Here is a 24,465-nt window from a genome sequence, read left to right as displayed (position 1 = left end):
TATAATTTAATAAAGTGTTTCTGTGCTTTTAGAAAAATTGGATAAAGGATGCATTGACCAACCATGTATGAGAATCAGACTTCTATGCACCACAAGCTGTTAATTATCGGCGCAGGTGCTGCCGGACTAATGGCTGCTGTTACTGCGCGTGATATGGGTATCGATACTGCCATTCTGGAGAGCAACGACCGGATTGGAAAGAAGATATTAATGACAGGTGATGGCCGCTGCAACATTACGAATGATTCCACTGCGACGGGTACGGATGAAGCGGTCGCTTTGTCGCGTAAGTACCACAGTAATCAGGCTGGATTTCCATTGGCGGTATTACAGCAATTTGGCATTCGTCAAACCATTGATTTTTTCTCCTTGCTCGGGCTTCCGCTTACAAGATTGAAGGAGGGCTTGATGTATCCGATGTCGCTGCAAGCTGCAGCGGTGCAGGATATTTTTCAGCTTGCGCTGGAGGATCGGAATGTTCCGGTATACCTCAAGAACAAAGTGTTGGATGTTACTGTTTCGACGAATCATCCGCGCTTCACGATAAAATGCCAAACGGAAACAGAGGAGGGGGAGGTACAAGAGGTTGTTTATACCAGTGAATATCTATTTCTCTGTGCGGGTGGCCTTGCCGGTCCAAATGCGGGAAAAGAACCTCCTGGTTATACGCTTGCCGAACGTCTGGGGCACTCCCTGGTCGAGCCTTTGCCAGCCATTGTGCAATTGAAGCTGAAGTATCCGAATATGAGGGCGCTGACCAGTATCAAATTTCAGGGACAAGCCCATATCTTTGTAAATGGTAAAAACATTCTCAGTGCATCTAGTGAGATTGCTTTCACGGATTATGGCATTTCTGGTCCGGCAGCTCTTCAGCTAAGCAGGGTAGCTTCTTATCATCTCGCAAGAGGAGAGAATGTGACAGTATCGGTTGATCTGATGCCGGACCGCACGGAGGAAGAGCTAGTTAATTTTTTGGAAATGCTCTGGGAGACCTTTGGACACCGGACTGTTGCAGATTCTCTTGTGGGTATCTTCAACAAGAAGTTGGTTTCTGTCCTGCTGAAGGAGGCAGGCATCGACCAGCAGCCACAGCTACTTTGCCAGGATCTATCGATGAAAACCAAGAGGACATTTTATCGAATCTTGAAGCGTTGGGAATTTAAAGTGACGGATACCAATGGCTTTACGAATGCGCAAGTGACAGCTGGTGGCATCGATACGACTGAACTAATCGAGGGAACGCTGGAATCCAAGTTAGTGCCTGGTCTTTATTTGGCTGGCGAAGTGATGGATGTGGACGGAGATTTCGGCGGCTATAATCTGCAATGGGCATGGAGTTCCGGATATGTGGCCGCGATGGCGCTAGCTAAGCAAATTCAATAAATTTATAGGAAAAGGGATGCATCAATTAACATGTATGAGGATCAGACTTCTAAGCACCACGAGCTGTTCATTATCGGTGGGGGTGCTGCAGGTCTAATGGCTGCAGTTACAGCGAGGGATCAAGGTATTGATACAGCAATTATTGAAAGCAATGACCGGCTTGGGAAGAAAATAATAACGACGGGTAACGGGCGTTGCAACATTACGAACCAATCCACCGCCACCGGTACGGATGAAGCGGCCGCTTTATCACGCAAGTACCACAGTAATCAGGAAGGATTCCCAATACATGTATTGCGGCAATTCGGTGTCCGCCAAACGATCGAATTTTTCTCCTCGCTCGGGCTTCCTTTTGTAAGCTTGGAGAATGGCCGGATGTATCCGATGTCGCTGCAGGCGGCTTCGGTGCCGGGTGTATTTAAGCTGGCGCTGGAGGATCGGAATGTTCCCGTATATTATAAACATAAAGTGTTGGATATTATCGTTTCGGAGGAACATCCGCGCTTTACGATTAAATGCCAAACGGAGACAGAGGAGCTAGTCGAGTATACCAGCGAATACCTCTTTCTATGTACGGGGGGTCTTACTGCTCCGAAAACGGGAACAGATGGATCCGGTTATACGCTTGTCGAACGGCTGGGACATACTATGATTCATCCTGTGGCAGGCATTGTGCAATTGAAGTTAGATTATCCGTATTTGAAGGAACTATCTGGCATCAAATTCGAGGGATTTGGTCATATTATCGTAAACAATGAAGTCATCCGCAGTGAATATGGTGAAATTCTTTTCACGGACTATGGCATCTCGGGCCCGCCAATACTTCAGCTAAGCAGGAAGGCTGCGTATAATCTCGGAAGAGGAGAGTCCGTGACATTGTCGGTTGATATGATGCCGGAACGTACGGAAGAAGAGGTAATTGATTTTCTGGAAACACACTGGGCGATCTTCGGGCACCGGACAGTTGCGGACGCCTTTATCGGCATCATCAGCAAGAAGTTGATTCCGGTTCTGCTGAAGGAAGCGGGAATTGATCAACAGGTTCACCTGCTCTGTGAGGATTTATCGTGGAAAACTAAGAAAATATTTTATCGACTCATGAAGCGTTGGGAATTTAAAGTGGCCGATACCAATAGCTTCACGAATGCACAAACAACAGCTGGTGGGATCGATACGATTGACCTAGTTGAAGGAACGTTGGAATCTAAGATTGTACCTGGGCTTTATTTGGCAGGTGAGGTGATGGATGTCGATGGTGATTGCGGCGGCTATAACCTGCAATGGGCCTGGAGCTCAGGCCATGTCGCTGCAATGGCGCTTGCTAAACGACGTGCCGGCACCACATAAGAGGATAGAGGGTTGCTGACCTTGATACGTTGCGGTGAATACTTGCATGCACTTGAACGCACGGCGGTTAGTGAATTTGCCACGCCACGGCTCCGTTTGGAGTAAGTAAAGACACCTTGTGAGGTGTCTTTTTTCAATCAATTCTTATTCCAATATTCCCAGACTGCTCCCCCTGTTGCATTCGCTGAAAGGCTTGAAGGGTGTCTTGTAAAGGATACACTCTATCAATGATAGGGTATATCGAGTGGAGTTCCATAAATTGAAGCATCGCAACAAACTCCTCACTGCTTCCCATTGAGGTGCCGATGATACTAATTTGGGGGTAAAATATGGATCGTACTGCTAATTCCAATCGATCTCCTGAGCTTGCCCCAAATGTAACGATCCGGCCATTTGGCTTAATGATATCAAAGTACTGTTGGAACGTCGCTGGCCCGATACTATCCAGGATGAGATCCACTGTTTCTCCTTTCATACTTTCCTTCCAATCACTATGACTGTCAAAGGCATGATCTGCCCCATGTGCAAGAGCAACTTGTCTTTTTGTTTCACTTCGTGATGTGACACTGACTCGTGCACCCGCTGCTGAAGCCATAAGCATGGCATAAGTAGCCACACCGCCACCAATACCTGGAATAAGGATATGTTCACCTTGCTGTAATCGGCCTCTCGTAAACAAAGCCCGATAGGCTGTCAAGGCAGACAAGGGCAACACGCCCGCTTCTTCCCAAGACAAATAAGCTGGCTTGCTGATGGCATTTTGCGCAGGGATGATGATAGACTCGGCAAATGTACCATCTGAAGGGCCGCCCACTATGGCCGGAACGTTCGGGACATCGTGGGTGATTTCCCATCCGATACACGGATTAATGATTACATCGGTACCTACTGTAAGTGATGTTACGCCTTCACCTACCGCTTCAATTATACCCGCCCCATCAGAGCCCATAATCAGGGGAGCATCCTCATTTGTTCGATCCGCCATGAGAAATAAGTCTCGATGATTTAACCCTGCGGTTTTCAGCCTTACTTTTACTTCGCCGAAGCCCGGCTGTTTGTCAACAACGTCTTCATATGTCAGGCTCTTCAAGCCGTTCATCCCAGCATGTACGATTGCTTTCATCCTAATCCTCCAGTAATTCGTATTTCAATGAATCTATATTGAATTGTACAGAGTGGGAATCATACAGTAAAATGAACAAAACCGAATGTGAGTATCATAAATGATCATACCAAGCAGGTGACATAGAAATGGAAAGCGGAGATTTAAGAATATTTCAGGCTGTGGCTCGAGAGGGGAGCATAACCAAGGCTGCGCAAATGTTGAACTATGTACAGTCTAATGTGACGACTCGAATTCAGTATCTTGAGGCTCAGTTGAAAACACCCCTTTTTCGGAGATCCAATCGAGGAATGACGCTAACTTTGGCTGGCGAGAATTTACTGGGATATGCGGATAAAATACTGACTCTGATGGACGAGGCTGTGAAAACTACACAATACTCGGACCATCCTGCAGGGCCTCTTCGGATAGGCTCCATTGAAGCGACTGCAGTCATTCACCTGACTCCTCTATTGGCCGAGTATCAATCACGATATCCGGATGTTAATTTATCGCTCACTACGGGTGTGACACATGCACTCTTACAAAAGGTGTTGGATTACGAGCTTGATGGAGCGTTCGTCTATGGTCCTGTTGATGAGCCAGATATAGAACATATCGCGGCCTTTGAAGAGGAGTTGGTGTTGATCTCTGAGCCGGGACAAAACGAAATGTATGAGCTACTCATGAAACCGATGTTGTTCTTTGACGTTGGATGTACGCATCGGGCAAAAGCAGAGAGTTTTCTGAGAGGCATTGGCCTGACCACTTATCAGATTATGGAATTTGGCACATTAGCAGTTATTCTAGATGGCGTTTCCTCTGGACTTGGTGTGTCTATGCTGCCACAGTCATCGATTGCCAAGGCGGAAGAACAGGGCATAATCACTTCCCACCGTTTGCCTGAAGAGTATCGAGATTTGCAGGTATGGTTTGTGCATAGACATGACACAATTTACTCAAGCGCGTTAACCAGGTTAATACAATTAGTTGAAACTAGACAATAATAGTTCACCCGCAACGATCGATACGTCGAATGTTAGTGCTAGACCATTTCATCAAACAATTTAAGTAACACGCAGCAGGAGGAAATGATGAATTTTATAAAAGATCAACTAGCAGGATACGGTGTAAACGAACAAATGACAGGTTATCTTTCGAATATAATCATGGTCTTATTTATAGCACTACTCTCTGTACTGGCCAATTTAATAGCCAAAAAAATCGTGCTGAAGATAATTATTCATTTCATTAGTAAGGATCGGTATGCATGGGATAATATCGTTTTGGAGAAAAAAGTGTTTCACAAGCTGTCGCATCTTGCGCCAGCCTTCATCATCTATTTTTCTGCGTCTATCTTTCCGCTATATCAGGCTTTTATTGAAAAATCCGCCTTAACTTATATGATTATTGTAACTATCACGGTGTTTAATGCACTGCTTAATGCCATCGATGCTATTTATCGCTCATTTGAGGTCTCCAAGATTAGACCGATCAAGGGGTACATTCAGGTTGCAAAGATTATTCTATTTGTCATTGGTGTTATTGTGGTGATCTCTAACCTCATTGGTCAGAATCCATTGATTATACTTAGTGGGTTAGGTGCATTATCAGCTGTTTTTATGCTGATTTTCAAAGATTCTATATTGGGCTTGGTGGCAGGTGTTCAATTATCATCTAATGATATGGTGCGTGTAGGCGATTGGATCGAAATGCCTAAATATAATGCGGATGGTGATGTAATTGACATTACATTAAATACGGTAAAGGTTATGAATTTCGATAAAACAATCACCATGATTCCTAGCTACGCCCTTATTTCAGACTCGTTTAAAAACTGGAGGGGCATGCAAGTATCTGGCGGCAGAAGGATTAAACGAAGCGTTCATATCGATACAAGCAGCATATGCTTTTGTACAAAAGAAATGATGGAGGAATTCCAGAAGATTCACTACCTTTCCGATTATATAAGGGCAAGATTAAATGAAATTAGCATTTATAATATCGAACATCAAATCAATACGGAGAGTAAAGTAAATGGAAGACATCTCACGAATGTTGGTGTATTCAGAGAATATATCCATGAATATCTGAGGAATCATCCTAAAATTCATAAGGATATGACACTGATCGTCAGACAGCTAGCGCCAGAGGATAATGGGCTGCCCTTAGAAATCTACGCGTTTAGCAATGATACTAACTGGGTGGTGTATGAATCGGTTCAAGCTGATATCTTTGATCACATTTTTGCAGTTGTACCGATATTTGGGCTTCGTGTCTTCCAAAACCCGACGGGCCATGATATCGCTCGCTTAAAAGAAAGCAAAGAGTATTCATCAGGATACTGAAGATAAAAATGATTTGCAGGAGAAGGCATTTCTTAATATCAGTAAAAAAGCGACCATCGTGGTCGCTTTTTTACGTTTTTTTCATTTTGGAAAGGTTCATAAAACGTACGATTTATTGGGGTTCGGACATAGCTGAAGACTCTAATGGAAGTTCCCAGATTCATTTTCTGAGAATTTTCCATCGCTGTCATGTAGAGCTTGTTTGCGGCGATCATTACGGGCTTGCTGCTGCTGTTGGGCTTCCAGGCTGTTTACGGGCGTGGCTTCCAGGCTGTTTACGGGCGTGGCTTCCAGTTCTTTTACTGTGTTGATTAGATTCTTATCTGGTTGATTTGCACTCAATTGAAAGCTCCTCCCTTGATTATCTAATGGTTGTGATTTTTATTATGTGCTGGCTACTGTGTGGCTATTCGTGTTGTATTTTCACAAGAGCCCAGGATACATTGCTGAAAGTACGGGTGTATCAATGTTCTGTCCTATAATCATTAACTCAGAATACTGTTAGATGTGAAAAATATGAGCAAATGATTGTATCGGAACTGATTTCTGTTCTGATATGTTGAGGATGTTTTAGTCCCATAAAATGTAATATTTTCAGGAGGTGAAAAGGAAACTTTATATCTTCTTGCAAGCGGTTACAATTCTATCTGCAACAAATTAGAATCAGGAGGGAAAAAATGAAAAAAAGTATTGCCAAGGTAATCAGTATTGGTGTGTTGTTTTCTCTTGCACTTTCATTGATAGCAGGTGGATGGACAAATACAGTAGTGCATGCTGCTGGTCTTTCGATAACAGGCAGTGGAGGCTGGAATGAAGCGGCATATGTGGAATGGTCACCTGTAAGTAATGCGACAGGATATAACGTATATGTTAAACAGGAAAGCGCATCAGATTCGGGGTACCAACAGATTGATAATGAATTGATCCGCAAATATTCTTCCTATTGGAGAGCGGATGCTGTAGGGCTTGCAGCTGGAAGTTATGTAATGAAGGTTGAAGCTACCCTGTCAGGGGGAGGAACGGCAACTTCGGTATCAAATACGTTATCCGTAACGTCATATGATCGATCTGGGTTTGCTTTTTCGGCAAGCTCGCCATTTGGTACGGGTTCTGGCGCTTATAATGAGAATGGAACCCTCAAGAATGGTGCTCAAGTGGTGTATATAACATCTCAGAATGCAAATACCGTAACACTTGATGTGAAAATCAACAGCTCAGATGCTGTACAAACAGGCGTTGGTCTTGGTAACATCTTGGCTCTGAGACAAAAGGGTTATGATACAACCCCGCTTGCCATCCGAATGATCGGTAAAGTTACAGCTACTGACCTGAGTGGACAGCTTAACAGCAGTGGATATCTTGAAGTCAAAGGTAAAAATAATTATTCGGAAATGAATATTACAATCGAAGGTATCGGAAAAGATGCTTATGCATACGGCTGGGGATTGCTGCTTAGATATGTTGGTAATTTGGAAGTAAGGAATCTGGGTGTGATGTTATTTCCTGACGATGGCATTTCAATGGACACAGGCAATGCGAATGTATGGGTGCATAATAATGATATTTTCTATGGATCCGCAGGGGGCGATGCAGACCAAGCCAAAGGTGACGGATCTACGGACCTCAAAAAAGGATCGACGTACATTACCATCTCGTACAACCACTACTTTGATTCCGGAAAGGCTGCTCTAGTCGGACTTAGTGAGTCTGCAGAATTCTTTGTTACCTTCCACCATAACTGGTTCGATCATTCGGACTCCCGTCATCCGCGGATCAGAGTAGCCTCTGTTCACGTCTATAATAACTTCTATGATGGAGTCTCGAAATATGGTGTCGGCGTTACAACCGGAGCATCGGCTTTTGTGGAATCCAATGTCTTTAGAAATACTAAAGATCCAATGCTTAGTTCCTTACAGGGTACAGATACTTTAGGTGAGGGTACGTTCTCGGGTGAAAATGGAGGTGTGATTAAAGCTTATAACAATCTTATTGTTGATGCTTCAAGTCTTATCTACGCTAACTCCAATACAGGGACAGCTCCGGCAAATGCAGCCTCATTTGATGCCTATTTAGCCTCGTCGAGAAATGAAATCGTCCCAAGCTCATACAAAGCATTAAAGGGCGGAACAGCTTATAATAACTTCGATACGAGTGTCCAAACTGGAGTGAACGTATCGAATATTGACAACGTAAGCAATGTGGAACAGGTTGTTACGGCAAAAGCCGGACGCCTGAATGGCGGAGACTTCATATGGGCATTTAATGATTCCGTGGATGACGCATCGTATGCGCTGAATACTGCACTGATGTCTGCAATCAGAAGCTACACAACGGGGCTTGTCTCTGTAGGGGGCAATTCTAACCCAACAAGTCCGACACCGACTCCAACGGCTACTCTTGTGCCAACACCATCTCCAACAATAACACCAGAACCAACAGCAACACCTGTACCCACGACGACACCGACGACAACCCCAGTGCCGACAGCAGGAGCAACCGTTCATAACTTTACCACTGATGGAACAACGAGCAGCTTCTTCAATGTCCAAGGGAATCTCTCAACAAGTAAGGGAAATGTGACATATCAGGGGTTAACCCTAACTCAATGTCTAAAAATCGAGAGTGTAACCAGTATTCAGTTCACAGCTGCTAAAGCTTCAACCCTAACCCTAGTGTTCAATACAGAAGGAACTAAAATAAAAGTGGATGGAACAAGTTATCCTATAACGAATGGCATTGCCACTATCTCACTTACTGCGGGTGCACATACCATTACGAAGGATAGTACGGCTAATCTGTATTATATGAAGTTGGAATAGGTAGTTTTTTATTAAATATAGGCTGCTGAGGATATTGTAATATCCTTAGCAGCTTTTTTGGTCAGGGTCGCTATTTTTTATGATCTTAAGACTCTAATCATTGCAGATTGTTAGTGTTTGGTTAAGACTATATTATTATCGGCAATTTTTTTTGTGGTAATTGACTTCATATCAAACGATTTGTACGCTGAGGACATAGTTTATCAGCATGAGGGATTACAATATGAAGCTTAAAGATGATTACCGAACAATTTGTTACAGAATTATTGGAGCATCAGCAACTGGAGGACTTGGTCATCAACTCTTTTAATGATCAAGTTGTGGTTCGGCTATGGGCAGAGCATGAAGAGGTAGACGTTTGGTACGATAAGCTGAAGCCTGTGATTGATAGGATACGTGAGCAGATTACTCATTTTTTGAAATTTCCGGCGACGATCGGTTTGAGTCGAATCACATCGCATGGGGAAGAGTTGTATGATTTAAATCGTGAGGCGCAGTATTAGAAGGCGTGCGGAATGAACATGTTTATGTTTCGTGCGGTCCAGTGATTGATGCATCGATTCAAGCTGGTGGTAATGCTTATCGCTTCGGCTGTGATCTGTCTGCTGCATTCAGTCAGGAACAAGGTGAAATAGCATCTCATGAGGTGACTTGCACATTAATTAAGCGTAGCAAGTGATGTCAACGCTCGAGTGACACTGATCCACAACGGAAGACAATTTTACAAACCGTATACACGTAATTAGGCTACCTAGGTTCTGAGCTCAGGTGAATTGTGATTTGGCATAGCTACTATTCGGGTCCACCATGTAAAACCACATCAGCAAGAGGGTGTGGTTTTTGCTTTATCTATAACCTCTAGGGGTCCTCGTAACAATTTGATCATATTTTTTTGTGTAATAGGATCCTTTTTTTAAGAAAAATGTAGAATTCTAGTATTTGGAAGGTTTATATGTTAGATTATGTATGAATTATCTAGATGTGATTACGGCTATTGCCATATTGGATGAGTATCGTCAGATAAACTAGATTAATAGTGACCCTGCCCTTAGGTTCCTTTCATTGAGATCTATAATCTTTCATTAATAGCTAGAAGGAGAATACTATGAAAATAATACTATTATCTGGCGGATCTGGAAAGCGATTATGGCCGTTATCAAACGACTATCGTTCGAAACAGTTTATAAAGGTAATGAATAGTGATAATGGCATTAATGAAAGTCAAACTTCAATGATTCAACGAGTATGGAACAACTTAAAAAAGTATGATCTTGCTTCTTCGGCGGTAATTGCAGCAAGCAGGGTGCAGCAAGAGGTTATCGAATCTCAACTTGGCGATGATGTTACTCTGGTGCTCGAGCCTGTTAAGAGGGACACTTTCCCAGCAATATGTCTGGCATCGAGTTTTTTGCATACGAAATGGTATGTGAACGAAGAAGAGGTAGTTGTAGTCATGCCTGTCGATGTTGAAGCAGATGAAGGCTTTTTTGTTGCTATTAGGCAGCTTGCGCTTGAATTTGAATCATCGACAGCTAATATAGGGCTTATTGGCTTGAAACCGACGCATCCTTCAGAGAAGTTCGGTTATATACTTCCCGATTCATCAGATGAAGCTGCAGCTTTGTTAACAATTGACCGATTTGTTGAAAAGCCTACTTCAGACGAAGCATCACAATTGATTGCTATGGGTGCACTCTGGAATTGCGGGGTATTTGTTTTCCGCTTAGGCTATTTACTTCAATTATTGGATGCGGCACAATGGCCTACGCAATACGAGGAGCTTCTTACTCAATATCATAAGATGCCAGCCATCAGTTTTGATTATGAAGTGGTTGAGAAGGAAAGAAACGTTGTCGTGAAACCGTATGAAGGAAAATGGAGTGATTTGGGAACTTGGGATGAATGGACAACCACGATGCCGAGTTACTTAAATGGGAAAGGTATTCTAAGTGAGGATAGTGTGAATACACATATCGTCAATGAATTGCAGATTCCAATTGTTGTGATGGGGATTTCCAATGCAATTATCGCTGCCAGTCCAGACGGGATATTGTTCTCGGATAAAAAACTTAGTCCCAAGCTTAAGGAGTTAATAAAGCCCATTTCTGCAAGGCCTATGTACGAAGAAACCCTTTATGGATGGTACCGTGTGATTGATATAGAGAAAAATGAGATGGACCAGCAAGTAGTTACGAAGCGAGTGCATGTGTGGGCTAGAAAACATATTAGCTACCAAATTCATAAGAAGCGCGATGAAATATGGACGATTATTAGCGGAAATGGGGATGTTGTTGTTGATGAGCAACGGTTTAATGTGAGTTCAGGGGATGTGATTCATATTAAGTGTGGATCGAAACATGCAATTAGAGCAATAGATAGCCTTGATCTGATTGAGGTTCAAATTGGTGTTGAAGTTAGTGAAGAAGACATAACAAGATATGACTACGATTGGGAAGAGCACAGGCTACTAAGGAAAGGAAGAATATTCGTATGAAGCCTGTACGCATTGGGGATGCACTGTTGAGAGAAGGCTTAATTACGAGCAAACAGCTGCAAGAAGCTATTGACTACCAGACAAGATCTGGCGGTCGACTAGGCGATATTATTATGAAACTCGAAGGTGTAGATCGCGAAGCGATTCAATTATTCACTCAGCAGCTTCCAAGCAAAGGACGACTAGGCGAAATGCTGGTGAATACAGGGCAGATTACACAAGAACAACTGGATCAAGCTCTTTTGTTTCAACAGAAAAGTGGAGGTATCTTAGGAGATATTTTGTTATCGTTCCGTTTTATTGAACCTGATCAATTATATCGGGCCATTGCCACTCAGAATAATATGGGCCGTATCGGTGTGGAGTTTTCATTTGAGCAGGAGCATAAATTGCCAGAAACGATGGCCCGTGCTTATAATGCGATTATTTTGAATAGAGATTTCAACCGGTATTTGGTAGCGGTGAGTAGTATTCTATCTCAGCAACAAGTGGGGGAACTTGAAAGATATCTGGACAGCCCGATTGAACAAGTAATGGCAACTAGAGACGAGATGGAATTATTCTGGAAAGAAGTTTACGTCGAGGAGCTCATGCTGGAAAGTACGGATAAGCTAATAGCCGAAAAACCAGAGGATTCCGCACATATTACATTTACGCAAAGACAAACTATGGGATTACTTTTATCCGGAGTATTATTTGTGGGTGGCTTGATATGGGATTGGCTGTGGACATTAATCATATTTAACATCGTTGTTCAAATCGGATATTTAGTGATGTCGGTCTTTAAGTATTCCATTTTAATCTACGGGGCAAAGGAATCAGCTCAGCTTAGGTACACTGAGGCAGAAATTGCAGCTATAGATGAGAGAGCCTTGCCGGTATATAGCATACTGGTTCCTATTTATAAGGAAAGCAATATCATTCCACAGCTTATTCGAAATATTGAAAACTTAGATTATCCTAGATCGAAATTGGATGTCAGGCTGCTAATTGAAGAAGACGATGTCGAAGCCCAGGAATTGCTGAGAACGTTCAAGCCTCCATCTTACTTTACGGTGCTTGTTGTGCCGCACAGTCTGCCTAAGACTAAACCAAAAGCTTGCAACTACGGTCTTATACGGGCAAGAGGAGAATATGTAGTTATCTATGATGCGGAAGATCGTCCGGATCCGGATCAGCTGAAAAAGGTATACCTTGCCTTTCAGGCGAGTCAAGAAAATGTTTGCTGCATACAGGCAAAGCTTAATTATTACAACAGCAATCAAAATCTGCTAACCCGCTGGTTCACTCATGAATATAGTATGTGGTTTGAATTGCTTCTGCCAGGAGTAATGCAACTCGATATTCCAATACCTTTGGGAGGCACATCAAACCATTTTAAGACGGATGTATTGAAGAAAATTAATGCGTGGGATCCGTACAACGTGACGGAAGACGCGGATCTTGGAGTTCGACTATATAAAGAAGGATACAAGACGGCTATTGTTGATTCCAGAACATGGGAAGAAGCAACAAGTCGAGTAGGCAACTGGATTAGACAGCGGTCGAGGTGGATTAAGGGCTATATGCAAACATGGCTTGTCCATATGCGTAATCCGGTTCAGCTGTGGCGTGATCTCGGAGCGAAAGGCTTTTTTGGCTTTCAAGCGATGGTGCTCGCCACTCCCATGCTTCCTTTATTAAACCCTATATTTTGGACAATGCTGTTGTTATGGTATTTGGCGAAAGTGGAAATCATACCTCTATTTTTCCCAGGTCCAATTTATTATTTCGCCGCCTTTGAATTGTTTATTGGCAATTTTATTTTTGTATACAGTCTCACTGTTGGTATTTACTGGGTAACTAGGGATTTGCATAACAAAGGAAATAAAGTATTTTCATTTTCACTTATCAAATACACATTGTTGACGCCGATTTATTGGGTGTTGATGAGTATCGCAGCAATTAAGGCGGCAATCCAACTCGTCACCAAACCATTTTATTGGGAAAAAACGACACACGGACACGCTACTATGGATACACATCATGCAAACTCAAAAATGGATACATCGATGTAGGCCAACAAATTAATGGATAGGTGAATTGAATGTCAGTTACTTGGAAACGATCAATATACATTATCTTTTTTTTAGTTTTGTTACTAGAGCTGGGGGTAGGCTATTACTTAGCATCCATTTATGGATTTATGTCGGGAGACGCTTCAAGCCGTGTAGCTAATGCTTTCTATGTCCTTTACAGTCGTGAGCCGAGCCTTGCAAATATTGGGTTTGTATGGAATCCTCTCCCGAGTTTTATGGAGATGATTTTACTTGTTTTTTATCCCATATTCCCGGCGCTTGCATCAGAAGGATTAGCTGCTGTTATCGTTTCCAGTTTATTTGCTGCTCTAACTGCAGCGTTATTAGTAAAGGCTGGCAAGCAATTCGGTCTGAACAAATGGTTAAGCATCGTCTTTGCGCTGCTTTACGCTTTTAATCCTTATATTTTTTATTATGGAGCCAATGGACTAACAGAGGTCATCTTCATTTATTTCATTAACATAGCTGTGATCCAATTGCTGCTCTGGATGCATAAAGATGGTGCAAGACCTTTGGTCATAGCAGCCATTGTACTTGCATTTGCTTTTTGGACACGTTACGAAACCGTATTTTTTGGGGCAGCACTAGCAGTAGCGGTCTTTATCTGGATAATGCAGACCAAAAAGGAATTAATGAAGGATCGGTTGCAGCAAGTCGAGGGAACGTGGATTCTTCTATTAACGCCGGTTGTTTTCTCAGGATTGCTATGGATTTTCTTCAACTATACAATAATGGGGGATGGATTTTACTTTCTAACATCGAACTACGGGAATTTAGGACAAGCTACCTTATTAATGGAAGATGAGAAATTCACTTCGCTCGTTAATAACCCTATTCCTACTTTGATTTTCGTTGCAGAGCGTTTATGGTATTTCAGTATACCGCTCATTATCATATTTGTGATGCGTATCATAGAGCGGCGAATATTCAGATGGGATTTTCTCATGCTGCTTATTCTTGCACTCTCAGTTCCTTCAATGCAAGTTATTCTTTTACTAAGAGGAGGTACTGCAGCGTGGATTCGATACTATATGTATGTATTTCCGATCGTTGTTGCATGGATTCCTTACGAGATTAGCAAAATGAGATTTCGTAAAGTAGGATCAACGCTGCTCCTTATTGGGATGCTTATAAGCGGAGTAGTCATGGGGATGATGATGAATAATCCGAAAATCGCATCCGATGAATATGAGGCTTTCCGTCAAAATAAACTGTTTGAAGAACAACAAGCTGGCGCAGCGGTAACAGCATTCATTAATAAAAATGTGCCTAATCAGATAATTCTTACGGACTCATTCAGCAGCTTCAGAATTATTATGGGCAGCAGTAATCCTAAAAATTTCATTATAACAAGTGATGATGATTTTGTAGAATCGCTTGAAAGTCCTGCAGAGCACAACATTGATTTTATCCTGCTTCCAAACCCTAAAGCTGTTCTGTCTATAGATGGTGTGAACCAAAAGTATCCGGATCTCTTTGAAAATGGAGCAGAGTGGGCTACATTGTATCAAGAGTTTAATGGTTATTGGAAACTATATAAGGTGAAGTAGGCTTGAAATAATGAATCCTTCACCTCCTATGTCCTAAGCTATAATCAACAACAAATTCCCTCGCCTCTACCCAAAACCACATCCGCATGAGGGTGTGGTTTTTTTGCTTTTTATGACCTGTCTAAAGACTTGTAGAAAAGCATATCCTGCCAGGATTATTTATCCATAAAATGTAAAAATGTCACATGATAAATTGATGACTGCAGTCACTATTTATCTTAATTTAAAAGTATTAAAATAAAGGATGGTCCTAAAGTTCTAAATTTTGCTAGAGTGAAGCCTGATGAAAACAACAAAATGTTGAATCAATCATAAAAGAATTTATTACTCACTGGAGGCTGCTCTTAAAGATGAACCCACAACTGTTAAGAGATTTCCCGTTCTTCGAACATCTTGATGATGAATATTTAGCTGAAATTGCCAAGTTATGTAACGAGCGTACTTATATAAAGGGAGAGTCCATCTTTTTTGAAGGTGAAGAGGGAGAAGAACTCTATCTGGTTATATCTGGAGTTGTTCAAATCTATCAAGATAACCACTCTAGGGATGTAATCCTTTCTATTTTTAGAGAAGGTGATTTCTTTGGAGAGATGGCTTTATTGCAAAATGAAAGAGCACGTTCTGCTTCTGCAAGAACCATTGAGAAATCCACCTTATGTATTCTGAAAAAACGCGATTTCATACCCTTATTAAAAAGTAATCCGGAAATACTAATCGGCATTTTGGAAACAGCGTTAGATCGTCTACGTGATGCCAATAAATTAATAACAGACTTGACCGTTATTGACGTGCGTACGCGCATTGCTCGCGTGTTGTTGCGTCTAACAGAACAGCATGGAGTGCCCTCTAATGAGGGTGTTCTAATCGATTTGAAGCTGACGCATCAACACCTGGCGGATATGACAGGAACGGCGCGCGAGACCGTGACAAAATCATTACTTGGATTACAGGATGAGCAGTTAATACGTATTGATCAGAGGAAAATACTCGTGTGCAACATAGATAGACTTAGAAATATACTTGATGTAATTTGAGTCTGACTATTTGGAAATTGTAATTGGGGTTACAGACCATTAATCACCCAAAATGATATAACAATATTAACAAAGAACATGACCGACCATTAATAAATGAAAAGAGGAAATGAAATGAGTGTGAAAAAATTAGTTTTATCTATGTCAGGTACTTTTGTACTGGGGATCATTGTAGGAGGGGCATTGTTATATAACAATTCGGTTTATAACTCTGTTAAGGATGCTCTAAATGGAAATGCCACGCAAAATTCTGTAGGCAGTGTTAATGGAGTTGGTGGTGTGACACAGGTTAACATTCAGAGCATGGATCTTGAAACAGCAATGATGGCTGTACAGTCGAGTCGTGCAAGTATGTTAGAGGATCAGTTGAAAGATCAAATTGAATCCGTACAAGCCAAGAATGAAACAATCTCAAAACTGAATCAATTGTTGGGAGTTATCAATGAAGAGCTAGCGAAGCTTCCTTCAGGTGCTGGGGCCGACGCTGCTGTGAATCTGGCAGATGACAAGGGGGCCATGTTTACTGCTATGAGTATGGCTATACCGCAAACCAAAGGGGAACTTGAGAATTTGTTGGGACAAATCAAATCACAGATTGATAGTGCAAGCAGTAGTCAGCAAATGGACATGCTGCGCCTACAAAGTCTAACGAATAAACGTAACGAAGCTTTTGATACAATGACAAATTTTATTAAAAAAATGCAAGATTCCAGAAGTAGTATTATTGGAAATATGCGGTGATGAGTTAAACCTATGATAGCCAATGCTGTAGTCGATTTTTTACGTGATCATCCGTTATTACGAGGTATTCCTGATGATGAGCTACGAAATGTAATTAATGCTATAAAACTTGTGTCTTTAGAGGATGGACAGCGACTTCTTATGGAAGAGTCCACCTCTAAGGACTGTTTCATTATATGGCAGGGGAAAGTGCAAGTCACCTCGGTTAACTTAGTTGGGCAGGCACTGCTCTTGGCTGAACTTGGACCGGGTGAGTTAGTCGGAGAGATCGGTCTTATTCGGAACGTACAAAGATCAGCTAGTGTTACAGCAATCGGGCCAGTACAAGCTTTGCGTCTAGACCGTTCCTCGTTCGAATATTTGGCGAAGCTGAGTCCGTTATTTTATGAGAGTGTACTTGTGAATATACGGATCCGAATGATCCATAGTATGCTTCGCAAAGCGACAATTTGGTCGGTCATCCCTGATGCTGAACTTCGGGGTCTTGCAGAGATTACAACGATCAAGAAAGTAACGAAGGGCGAAGAGATTATCGTAGAAGGTGCAGTAATGGATCAATTTCTCATGATTAGTAGCGGGAGTATCGAACTTCGTGGCCAAAAGCGGCGCGAGACTGTACTTCGTGAAGGGGATTTTTATGGTGAGACAGAGTTACTAACGGACACGGCCTCTTTGCACACTTTGATCGCGTTAGAAGATAGTGAATTGCTAATCATGGGCAAGTTAGAATTCTTAACTATACTCGATTATTACGCTCCGGTTCGTCAACAACTCATTGAGTTTCTAAATATGCGAACACCCCATCTGATGGAGAGAGTTACAATTGCTTTTGGCGAGGAGTCTATTATCGAGGATAATGAATCGCTACCTAAAGCCAAAGACAATTGGATTAACCAGTTGCTGTGGCTGGTCGGTGGATTCCTTGTCTTATCCTTTTTGGCACTGTTCCTTCATAGCCAATGGTGGAAGATCGCCGCCTTAATTGTTGGAGGTGTGGTGGGTCCCATAGCATTCGTAGCTTTTGTGAGAAATCAACAGTTAATAGGCTTTCGTCAGAGGAGGCTTGGTTTAGTTTTTGTGACTACCGCAATTGTTGCTATCCCTCTGGCTTGGTATTTAGAGCGGATTTGGCTTTTTGAAGTAAAAGCAAGTTCCTTTGACTTTTCGCAGTTTTACGTACCTTTGTCTGTAGCTCTAATAGAAGAAACTGCAAAATTATTAGTCTGTGTGATGCTTGTTCGAACGCGAAAAATCCATTTTCTGATGGATGCAGTGGTGTTTGGTGCCGCAGCAGGAATGGGATTCGCTGCAGTGGAAAGTATTATTTATGGATGGGTGCATATAGACGAAGCCTCTTCACTTGGGATGCTCGCCGTCCTATGGATGAGAGCATTATTATCGCCATTCGGTCATGGAACATGGACTGCGATTGCAACTGTGGGCATCTGGTATGCAAGCAGCATGCATAAGCAATCGAATTTGGGGGACGGTAAGCCGTGGACGAGAGGGCTACGTGCAATGGAGATGTTTTTAGCAGCAGTCGTGATGCATGCACTATGGAATTATCACTTTGAATCGGGTCTGATTAAGGCGGGAGCTATGGCTGTAGTCGGGTTTATAGGACTCCATTTATTATTCTCACTTATTCGTAGGGGAAGAAAAGAGGAGTTCCATGCATTGAATATGTTGAATCCAACCACGCATGAGGCGATAAGGCATGACGATCAAGTGAAGCCTATGATGCAGGAGCTTTACTGTGAAGGCTGCGGGTCATTGTCTCCTCAGGGTACCCGCTACTGTGCACGCTGTGGCCAAGCATTAAGGGCTAAATGATAATTAGCTCTGACGTAGATCCAAAAAGCTCCGTTCCTAGAGGAACGGAGCTTTTTTACTTGCTCCCAGATCGACAGCCAAGGGCCAAACCGAAGATTGCTTTGTTACTTATAGTTCATTATGAATTTAATCAGAAAAGAGGTTTAGATTATGGCGGATACATCATCACAAAATGCAGATAAGCTGCTGAAAATACTTATAGTTACCTTGGGATACAGATATGTGTTATTTTCGGACAGGGGATCGCTGCAGCTCACCTCCACCATATAGATCCACAACTGAATGAGGTTATGGATTATCACACCATAAAATGTAAAAGTGTCATATGACAATTTGATGACTGGCGTCACTACTTATCGCATTTTAAAAGATTTATTATATAGATTGGATATAGTCACTGAAGGTGGCATGACCCTGATCCGCAGGAAACTTACAAGTCAATCCAGCGGTGCTTCAGGTAGCCGGAGGTAGCCAACCCCACAATAATATGTAACTATATTTTCCAATGTACTTCATTATCTACGTTGACGCAGAATATCCGTATCGATAATAACGAAATACGGGGCCTTTACGTTTATCGACCTGAAGCTAACGAAAACTTCAGATTTTTGTCCATTTTAAAGGGGGAAGACCATGTTGAAAGGAAGAAAACCAATCTTTTTTATTATCGCCGTTTTATTCGTCGGAATGCTGGCACCGGCGGCGGGTCCGGTTTTGGCGGCGGATCCGCCGATAACGACCCAATCGTTATCGGCAGAAAGTGATTTGTTATGGGACAGCGAATTTGGAGTGTTTAATAATGACATGCAAGGCAGGATATATACTGGCAAAGGTATTGAAGGAGGGGCTTATACGGCCCGAGGAGCCTTACGCTTCAATCTGGATTCTAGCCTCCCGCATCCAGGTAGGGCGATCAAATATGAGCTTCAGCTTTATGTGAACTTCAAAGAAGGAAGCGATCTTGCCAATTTTTATTTAGACGTGTACGGTTCGGACAATAACGATATGGATAATACGGACAGAGCCGTCTTTCCCCAAAAATCCTCGATTAACTATACTCGGAAATCCAATAACCAGATACCCAATGACGGATTCGTAACCTTTGATGTTACGCCTATTGTGGCCGAAATCACGAGTGCGGTTGATCGGCAGGCTACATTCATCCTTCAAGGCAATGAAAGTTTAACGAACGCACGCGCATTCGTCAGCTCAAAAGAGTATCCCACCGCAGCCTATCATCCTAAACTCATCGTCACCTATGCACAAAGCGATCCTCCAACTGGATCGATAGTGATTAACAACGGCGCATTGTACACGAATTCGAGCAGCGTGAAGCTGAATTTAACGGCTTCCGATCCAGATGTTGAAGATGTGTTGCAAGTGAGGTTTTCGAACGATCAGCTAACATGGAGCAAATGGGAAGACGTTTTGTCGAGCAAAAATTGGACGTTGTTTAATGCAGAAGGAATCCAAACCGTTTATTATCAAATAACAGACGGGAAAGATATCATAACTTTAAGTGATACGATTAAGCTTGATACCGTTAAACCGGTAGTGAGCGGCATCACGAATGACGGGCTTTATAATTCAAATCGGACGATTTCCTTTAATGAAGGCTACGCAATGTTGAACGGCAGTCCATTCACCAGCGGAACCGTCGTGAGTGTGGAAGGAACATATACGTTCATCGCGGTTGATGCTGCTGGCAACTCAACGACAATAGAATTTCAGATCGACAAAACCGCGCCTACCGTGTATGGCATTATTAATAATGGAATTTATAAAGCAGATATGACGATCACATTTAATGAAGGCGCAGCTACATTGAACGGAAGACAATTCACGAGCGGCGCCACGGTTTCCGCAGAAGGCAGTTACAAGCTCATTGTGACGGATGCGGCAGGCAACGTTACGACAGTCAACTTTAGCATCAACAAAACCGCCCCAAAGGTTACCGGTGTTGCTGACGGGACGAGCTACAATGTGGACAGAACGATCACGTTTAACGAAGGCACAGCGACTATGAATGGCCACTCATTCACGAGTGGCGCGACTGTTTCCGCAGAAGGCGACTATACGCTCGTCGTCAGCAATGCGGCAGGCAACATTACGACGGTTAACTTTACTATCGATAAAACCACCCCAACGGTAACCGGCGCTGCTGACGGAGAGAGTTACAATGTGAACAGAACGGTCACTTTTAATGAAGGCACAGCTACATTGAACGGAAGCCCATTCACGAGCGGCGCCACGGTTTCCGCAGAAGGCAGTTACAAGCTCATTGTGACGGATGCGGCAGGCAACGTTACGACAGTCAACTTTAGCATCAACAAAACCGCCCCAACGGTTACCGGTGTTGCTGACGGGACGAGCTACAATGTGGACAGAACGATCACCTTTAACATGGGCACTGCAACCTTAAACGGAGATTCATTTGTAAGCGGATCTGAAGTCAGAGACGAAGGCGACTACACGCTTATCGTAACGGACGGGACGGGCAAAGTTACAACCATTCAATTCACCATCGACAAAACTGCTCCTGCGGTTAGTGGTGTGACTGAAGGATCTAGCTATAATACGAACCAATCGGCTGCATTTAACGAAGGTACAGCGAGTATGAACGGTGATCCATTCGTGAGCGGCGCGACCGTTTCCGCAGAAGGTGACTATACGCTCGTCGTCACGGATGCGGCGGGCAACGTTACGACGGTTAACTTTACTATCGATAAAACCGCTCCAACGGTTACCGGCGTTGCTGAAGGAGAAAGCTACAATGTGGATAGAATGATCGCGTTTAACGAAGGCACAGCCACCATGAATGGAGACTCGTTTACGAGTGGCGCGACTGTTTCCGGAGAAGGCGGTTATAAGCTCATTGTGACGGATGCGGCAGGCAACGTTACGACAGTCAACTTTACGATGAATAAAACTGGCCCATCCGTAATCGGTGTTGTTTACGGAGCGAGCTACAATACCGACAGAACGATTACGTTTAACATGGGTACTGCAACCTTAAACGGAGATTCATTTGTAAGCGGATCTGAAGTCAGAGACGAAGGCGACTACACGCTTATCGTAACGGACGGGACGGGCAACGTTACAACTATTCAATTCACCATTGACAAAACTGCTCCTGTAGTTAGTGGTGTGACTGAAGGATCTAGCTATAATACGAATCAATCGGCTACGTTTAACGATGGTACAGCGACAATGAACGGAGATCCATTCGCGAGTGGTGCGACCGTTAGCGCCGAAGGCGACTATACGCTCGTCGTCACGGATGCGGCGGGCAACATTACTATCGTATCCTTCACAATTGATAAAACAAACCCGAAGATAACCGGCCTAACTGCAGGAATAAGCAACTATACGAGTCCGTTAACGATTGGATTCAATGAGGGTACTGCAACCTTAAACGGCCAGCCGTTCACAAATGGAGCGACAATTACTTCTTCCGCCAACTATGTGCTCGTCGTCACCGATGCAGCAGGCAATCAGACGAGTGTCGCGTTTACGCTGAATGTCCCAACCGCTCAATCCGGTTCGGATTCAGTTTCAAGTTTAGTTTCAAGCTTAAGTTCAGGTTCAGAGCTGGAGATTGAAATCAATGGAGTGAAACACAAGGATTTAGGAAAAGTAACAACTGCCGTTATTAACGGAAAGAAAGTGACAACGGTAACTTTCGACGAAGCAAAATTATCGCGTTACCTTGATTCCTTATCCAATAAACCATTCATTTTCATACCGGTTCACAATGATTCGGATCGTGTTCTTCTACTCTTAAACAGTCAAATTATCAAAACACTAAATGACCGAAACGCGGATATTCAAATTCAAACGGAGCTTGCTTCCTATATCCTAGCCGCCAATCAGATTGATTGGAGCCTCGTCGCGAAGAGCTTCGGATCGGAAGATGCGTTGCGCAACATGGAGATTCAAGTCGAGATTAATAATGCGCCAGATAGTGATATCGAGCAGGTTTCCAATAAGTTAGGGGAAGCCCGACTCTTGTCGCCGGTGATCAATTTCAACCTATCGGCAAAGCATGGTGGTACCACGATTGAACTCAACAAGTTTCTCAGCTATGTCGAGCGGACGATCACTATCCCAAATTCGGCAGATCCCTACAGTAGAATCATGACGGGCATAACGATTACGAAGGACGGAAACATCGTGCCGGTGCCAACCCGAATAGTGAAGGAGAACGGCAAGACATTTGCCGTTATTTACAGCCTGACGAATAGCGCCTATGCCGTAATAGAGAATTCTAAAACCTTTGCCGATATTCAGAAGCATTGGGCGAAGAAAGAGATCGAGCAAGCGGCGTCGAAGCTGATTGTCCAAGGCATCTCCGAATCGAGCTTCCAGCCGAACAAGCAAATTACCCGAGCAGAGTTCACGGCGATGCTGGTTCGGGCTCTCGGATTGCATGAATTCGATCAGTCGGCAAGCTTTTCTGATATTAAAAGTGGTCAGTGGTATTATGAAACGGTCTCCATTGCGGAGGGCTATGGGTTAGTAACGACAAGTAATAGCAGTCAGTACATTCCCAACGAGAAGCTAAGTCGGGAAGAAGCGATGGTGCTGCTGGCGAAGGCCATGAAGCTTGCCGGTTTAGAAACAACGATTACCGATCGTGAAGCCACCCAACAGCTTAGCGCATTCAAAGATCACCACTTGCTTAGCTTGTCCGCAAGAGCAGCTGCTGCGCTTAACATTAAATACGGAATCATTAAAGGCAATCAAGGTCAGCTTACCCCAGACAACGTCATTACACGTGCCGAAATGACCGTGATTCTACAGCGCTTCCTCGAAGCAGCTAAACTAAGCTAGCGACAGCGAAAACCTTCAACCGCAAGCCATGTGGTTGAAGGTTTTTTGTGTATCGAAAGGGATTTGATTAGTTTGTAGATTTATATAAGCGTACAATAGGCTGATTTTCTGAGTCTTTAGATGTTCTGAAGTTAATCAAGCAAATAAAACCATTTTATGGTATGTTTTTTGCGATGGATGTTATAACTTGGGAGCTGCATAAGGATGATAGGGAATACGACAGGGAATGCGACAGACAAAGAACGGACGATATTTGATCATGTTGGAAATACGATTAAGACAGAAGACCGAGAGATTCGAATTCTTGCCAAGTATGAGGAACCGCTGGTTGTCTTGCTAGGAAATGTGCTTAGCGATGAGGAGTGTAATGAGTTAATTGAATATTCTAGGCAACGATTGCAACGTTCAAGAATTGGTGAAGACCATGCGGTCAATCCAATTAGAACGAGCAGTGGTGTGTTCTGTGAGGAGAATGAGACGGTTACAAGAATCGAGAAACGATTCTCTCAAATTATGAATATTCCTATCGAGCATGGTGATGGCTTACAAGTTCTGCTGTATATCCCTGGCCAAGAGTATTTACCCCATCATGATTTCTTCACACAAACGAGTCGAGCAAGTAGCAATAATCGAATTAGTACGCTCGTGATGTATTTGAATGATGTGGAGGAAGGTGGAGAAACAGCTTTCCCTATGCTTAATTTAACAGTGAGTCCTAACAAAGGTATGGCGGTCTACTTTGAATATTTTTACGATAATCATGAATTAAACGAGTCCACCTTGCATGCAGGTACGCCGGTGATCAAAGGCGAAAAGTGGGTTGCAACAATGTGGATGAGAAGACAAGTCCTTCGCTCATCATAGAGGTATGAACATGTACTAAGTTCCACATGGAGTATCAGT

General features: G+C 43.1%; 17 protein-coding genes. 15 read left to right on the top strand and 2 right to left on the bottom strand.

Going from position 1 to position 24,465, the window contains the following annotated elements:
• The first annotated feature begins 63 nt into the window (after positions 1–63).
• Positions 64–1,383: an aminoacetone oxidase family FAD-binding enzyme gene (locus ACWNM1_RS06975; RefSeq protein ID WP_449600450.1), complete on the top strand. Its 1,320-nt coding sequence runs from the start codon at positions 64–66 to the stop codon at positions 1,381–1,383.
• A 30-nt stretch (positions 1,384–1,413) separates the two neighbouring features.
• The gene (locus tag ACWNM1_RS06970; protein WP_449600449.1) at positions 1,414–2,730 is read left to right on the top strand and encodes an NAD(P)/FAD-dependent oxidoreductase; all 1,317 of its coding nucleotides are present in this window, start codon (positions 1,414–1,416) and stop codon (positions 2,728–2,730) included.
• Positions 2,731–2,863: 133 nt separating this feature from the next.
• Here ACWNM1_RS06970 and ACWNM1_RS06965 read toward each other — a convergent pair whose 3' ends face one another.
• A complete protein-coding gene (locus tag ACWNM1_RS06965; protein ID WP_449600448.1) occupies positions 2,864–3,853 on the bottom strand; it encodes a zinc-binding dehydrogenase in 990 nt (329 codons plus the stop codon).
• Between the two features lie 128 nt (positions 3,854–3,981).
• On the opposite strand from ACWNM1_RS06965, the gene ACWNM1_RS06960 reads away from it, so the two are divergent.
• Both ACWNM1_RS06960 and ACWNM1_RS06955 read left to right on the top strand, forming a co-directional pair.
• On the top strand, positions 3,982–4,839 hold the full coding sequence (locus ACWNM1_RS06960) for a LysR family transcriptional regulator (RefSeq protein ID WP_449600447.1): 858 nt from the start codon (positions 3,982–3,984) through the stop codon (positions 4,837–4,839).
• Between the two features lie 87 nt (positions 4,840–4,926).
• A complete protein-coding gene (locus ACWNM1_RS06955) occupies positions 4,927–6,180 on the top strand; it encodes a mechanosensitive ion channel family protein (RefSeq protein WP_449600457.1) in 1,254 nt (417 codons plus the stop codon).
• 141 nt (positions 6,181–6,321) lie between these two features.
• Here ACWNM1_RS06955 and ACWNM1_RS06950 read toward each other — a convergent pair whose 3' ends face one another.
• The gene (locus ACWNM1_RS06950; protein ID WP_449600446.1) at positions 6,322–6,522 is read right to left on the bottom strand and encodes a hypothetical protein; all 201 of its coding nucleotides are present in this window, start codon (positions 6,520–6,522) and stop codon (positions 6,322–6,324) included.
• A 335-nt stretch (positions 6,523–6,857) separates the two neighbouring features.
• On the opposite strand from ACWNM1_RS06950, the gene ACWNM1_RS06945 reads away from it, so the two are divergent.
• The 11 genes from ACWNM1_RS06945 to ACWNM1_RS06895 all read left to right on the top strand — a co-directional run bounded on the left by ACWNM1_RS06945 (position 6,858) and on the right by ACWNM1_RS06895 (position 24,426).
• Entirely contained in the window at positions 6,858–8,999 is a 2,142-nt protein-coding gene (locus ACWNM1_RS06945; protein WP_449600445.1) for a pectate lyase family protein, read from the top strand.
• Between the two features lie 236 nt (positions 9,000–9,235).
• Positions 9,236–9,502, top strand: coding sequence for a hypothetical protein (locus ACWNM1_RS06940; RefSeq protein WP_449600444.1), 267 nt, complete (start codon positions 9,236–9,238; stop codon positions 9,500–9,502).
• Between the two features lie 5 nt (positions 9,503–9,507).
• Complete coding sequence (locus tag ACWNM1_RS06935; protein ID WP_449600443.1) at positions 9,508–9,678, top strand: hypothetical protein; 171 nt, start codon at positions 9,508–9,510, stop codon at positions 9,676–9,678.
• 426 nt (positions 9,679–10,104) lie between these two features.
• On the top strand, positions 10,105–11,493 hold the full coding sequence (locus ACWNM1_RS06930; protein WP_449600442.1) for a sugar phosphate nucleotidyltransferase: 1,389 nt from the start codon (positions 10,105–10,107) through the stop codon (positions 11,491–11,493).
• Positions 11,490–13,550 (top strand): glycosyltransferase family 2 protein, encoded by a 2,061-nt coding sequence (locus tag ACWNM1_RS06925; RefSeq protein WP_449600441.1) that lies wholly within the window; start codon positions 11,490–11,492, stop codon positions 13,548–13,550. The genes ACWNM1_RS06930 and ACWNM1_RS06925 overlap by 4 nt, the downstream gene beginning before the upstream one ends.
• Positions 13,551–13,579: 29 nt before the next feature.
• Positions 13,580–15,121 carry a glycosyltransferase family 39 protein gene (locus ACWNM1_RS06920; protein WP_449600440.1) on the top strand — a complete coding sequence of 514 codons (1,542 nt, stop codon included), beginning with the start codon at positions 13,580–13,582 and terminating at the stop codon, positions 15,119–15,121.
• 350 nt (positions 15,122–15,471) lie between these two features.
• On the top strand, positions 15,472–16,155 hold the full coding sequence (locus tag ACWNM1_RS06915; protein WP_449600439.1) for a Crp/Fnr family transcriptional regulator: 684 nt from the start codon (positions 15,472–15,474) through the stop codon (positions 16,153–16,155).
• Between the two features lie 114 nt (positions 16,156–16,269).
• A complete protein-coding gene (locus ACWNM1_RS06910) occupies positions 16,270–16,896 on the top strand; it encodes a hypothetical protein (protein WP_449600438.1) in 627 nt (208 codons plus the stop codon).
• Between the two features lie 12 nt (positions 16,897–16,908).
• Positions 16,909–18,729 (top strand): cyclic nucleotide-binding domain-containing protein, encoded by a 1,821-nt coding sequence (locus ACWNM1_RS06905; RefSeq protein ID WP_449600437.1) that lies wholly within the window; start codon positions 16,909–16,911, stop codon positions 18,727–18,729.
• A 633-nt stretch (positions 18,730–19,362) separates the two neighbouring features.
• A complete protein-coding gene (locus ACWNM1_RS06900) occupies positions 19,363–23,562 on the top strand; it encodes an S-layer homology domain-containing protein (protein WP_449600436.1) in 4,200 nt (1,399 codons plus the stop codon).
• 207 nt (positions 23,563–23,769) lie between these two features.
• On the top strand, positions 23,770–24,426 hold the full coding sequence (locus tag ACWNM1_RS06895) for a 2OG-Fe(II) oxygenase (protein ID WP_449600456.1): 657 nt from the start codon (positions 23,770–23,772) through the stop codon (positions 24,424–24,426).
• Positions 24,427–24,465 lie beyond the last annotated feature (39 nt).

The organism is Paenibacillus sp. Marseille-Q9583, assembly GCF_976954365.1.
The sequence above is the reverse complement of the archived record's forward strand: the minus strand, read 5'-3'. Positions and strand labels throughout refer to the sequence as shown.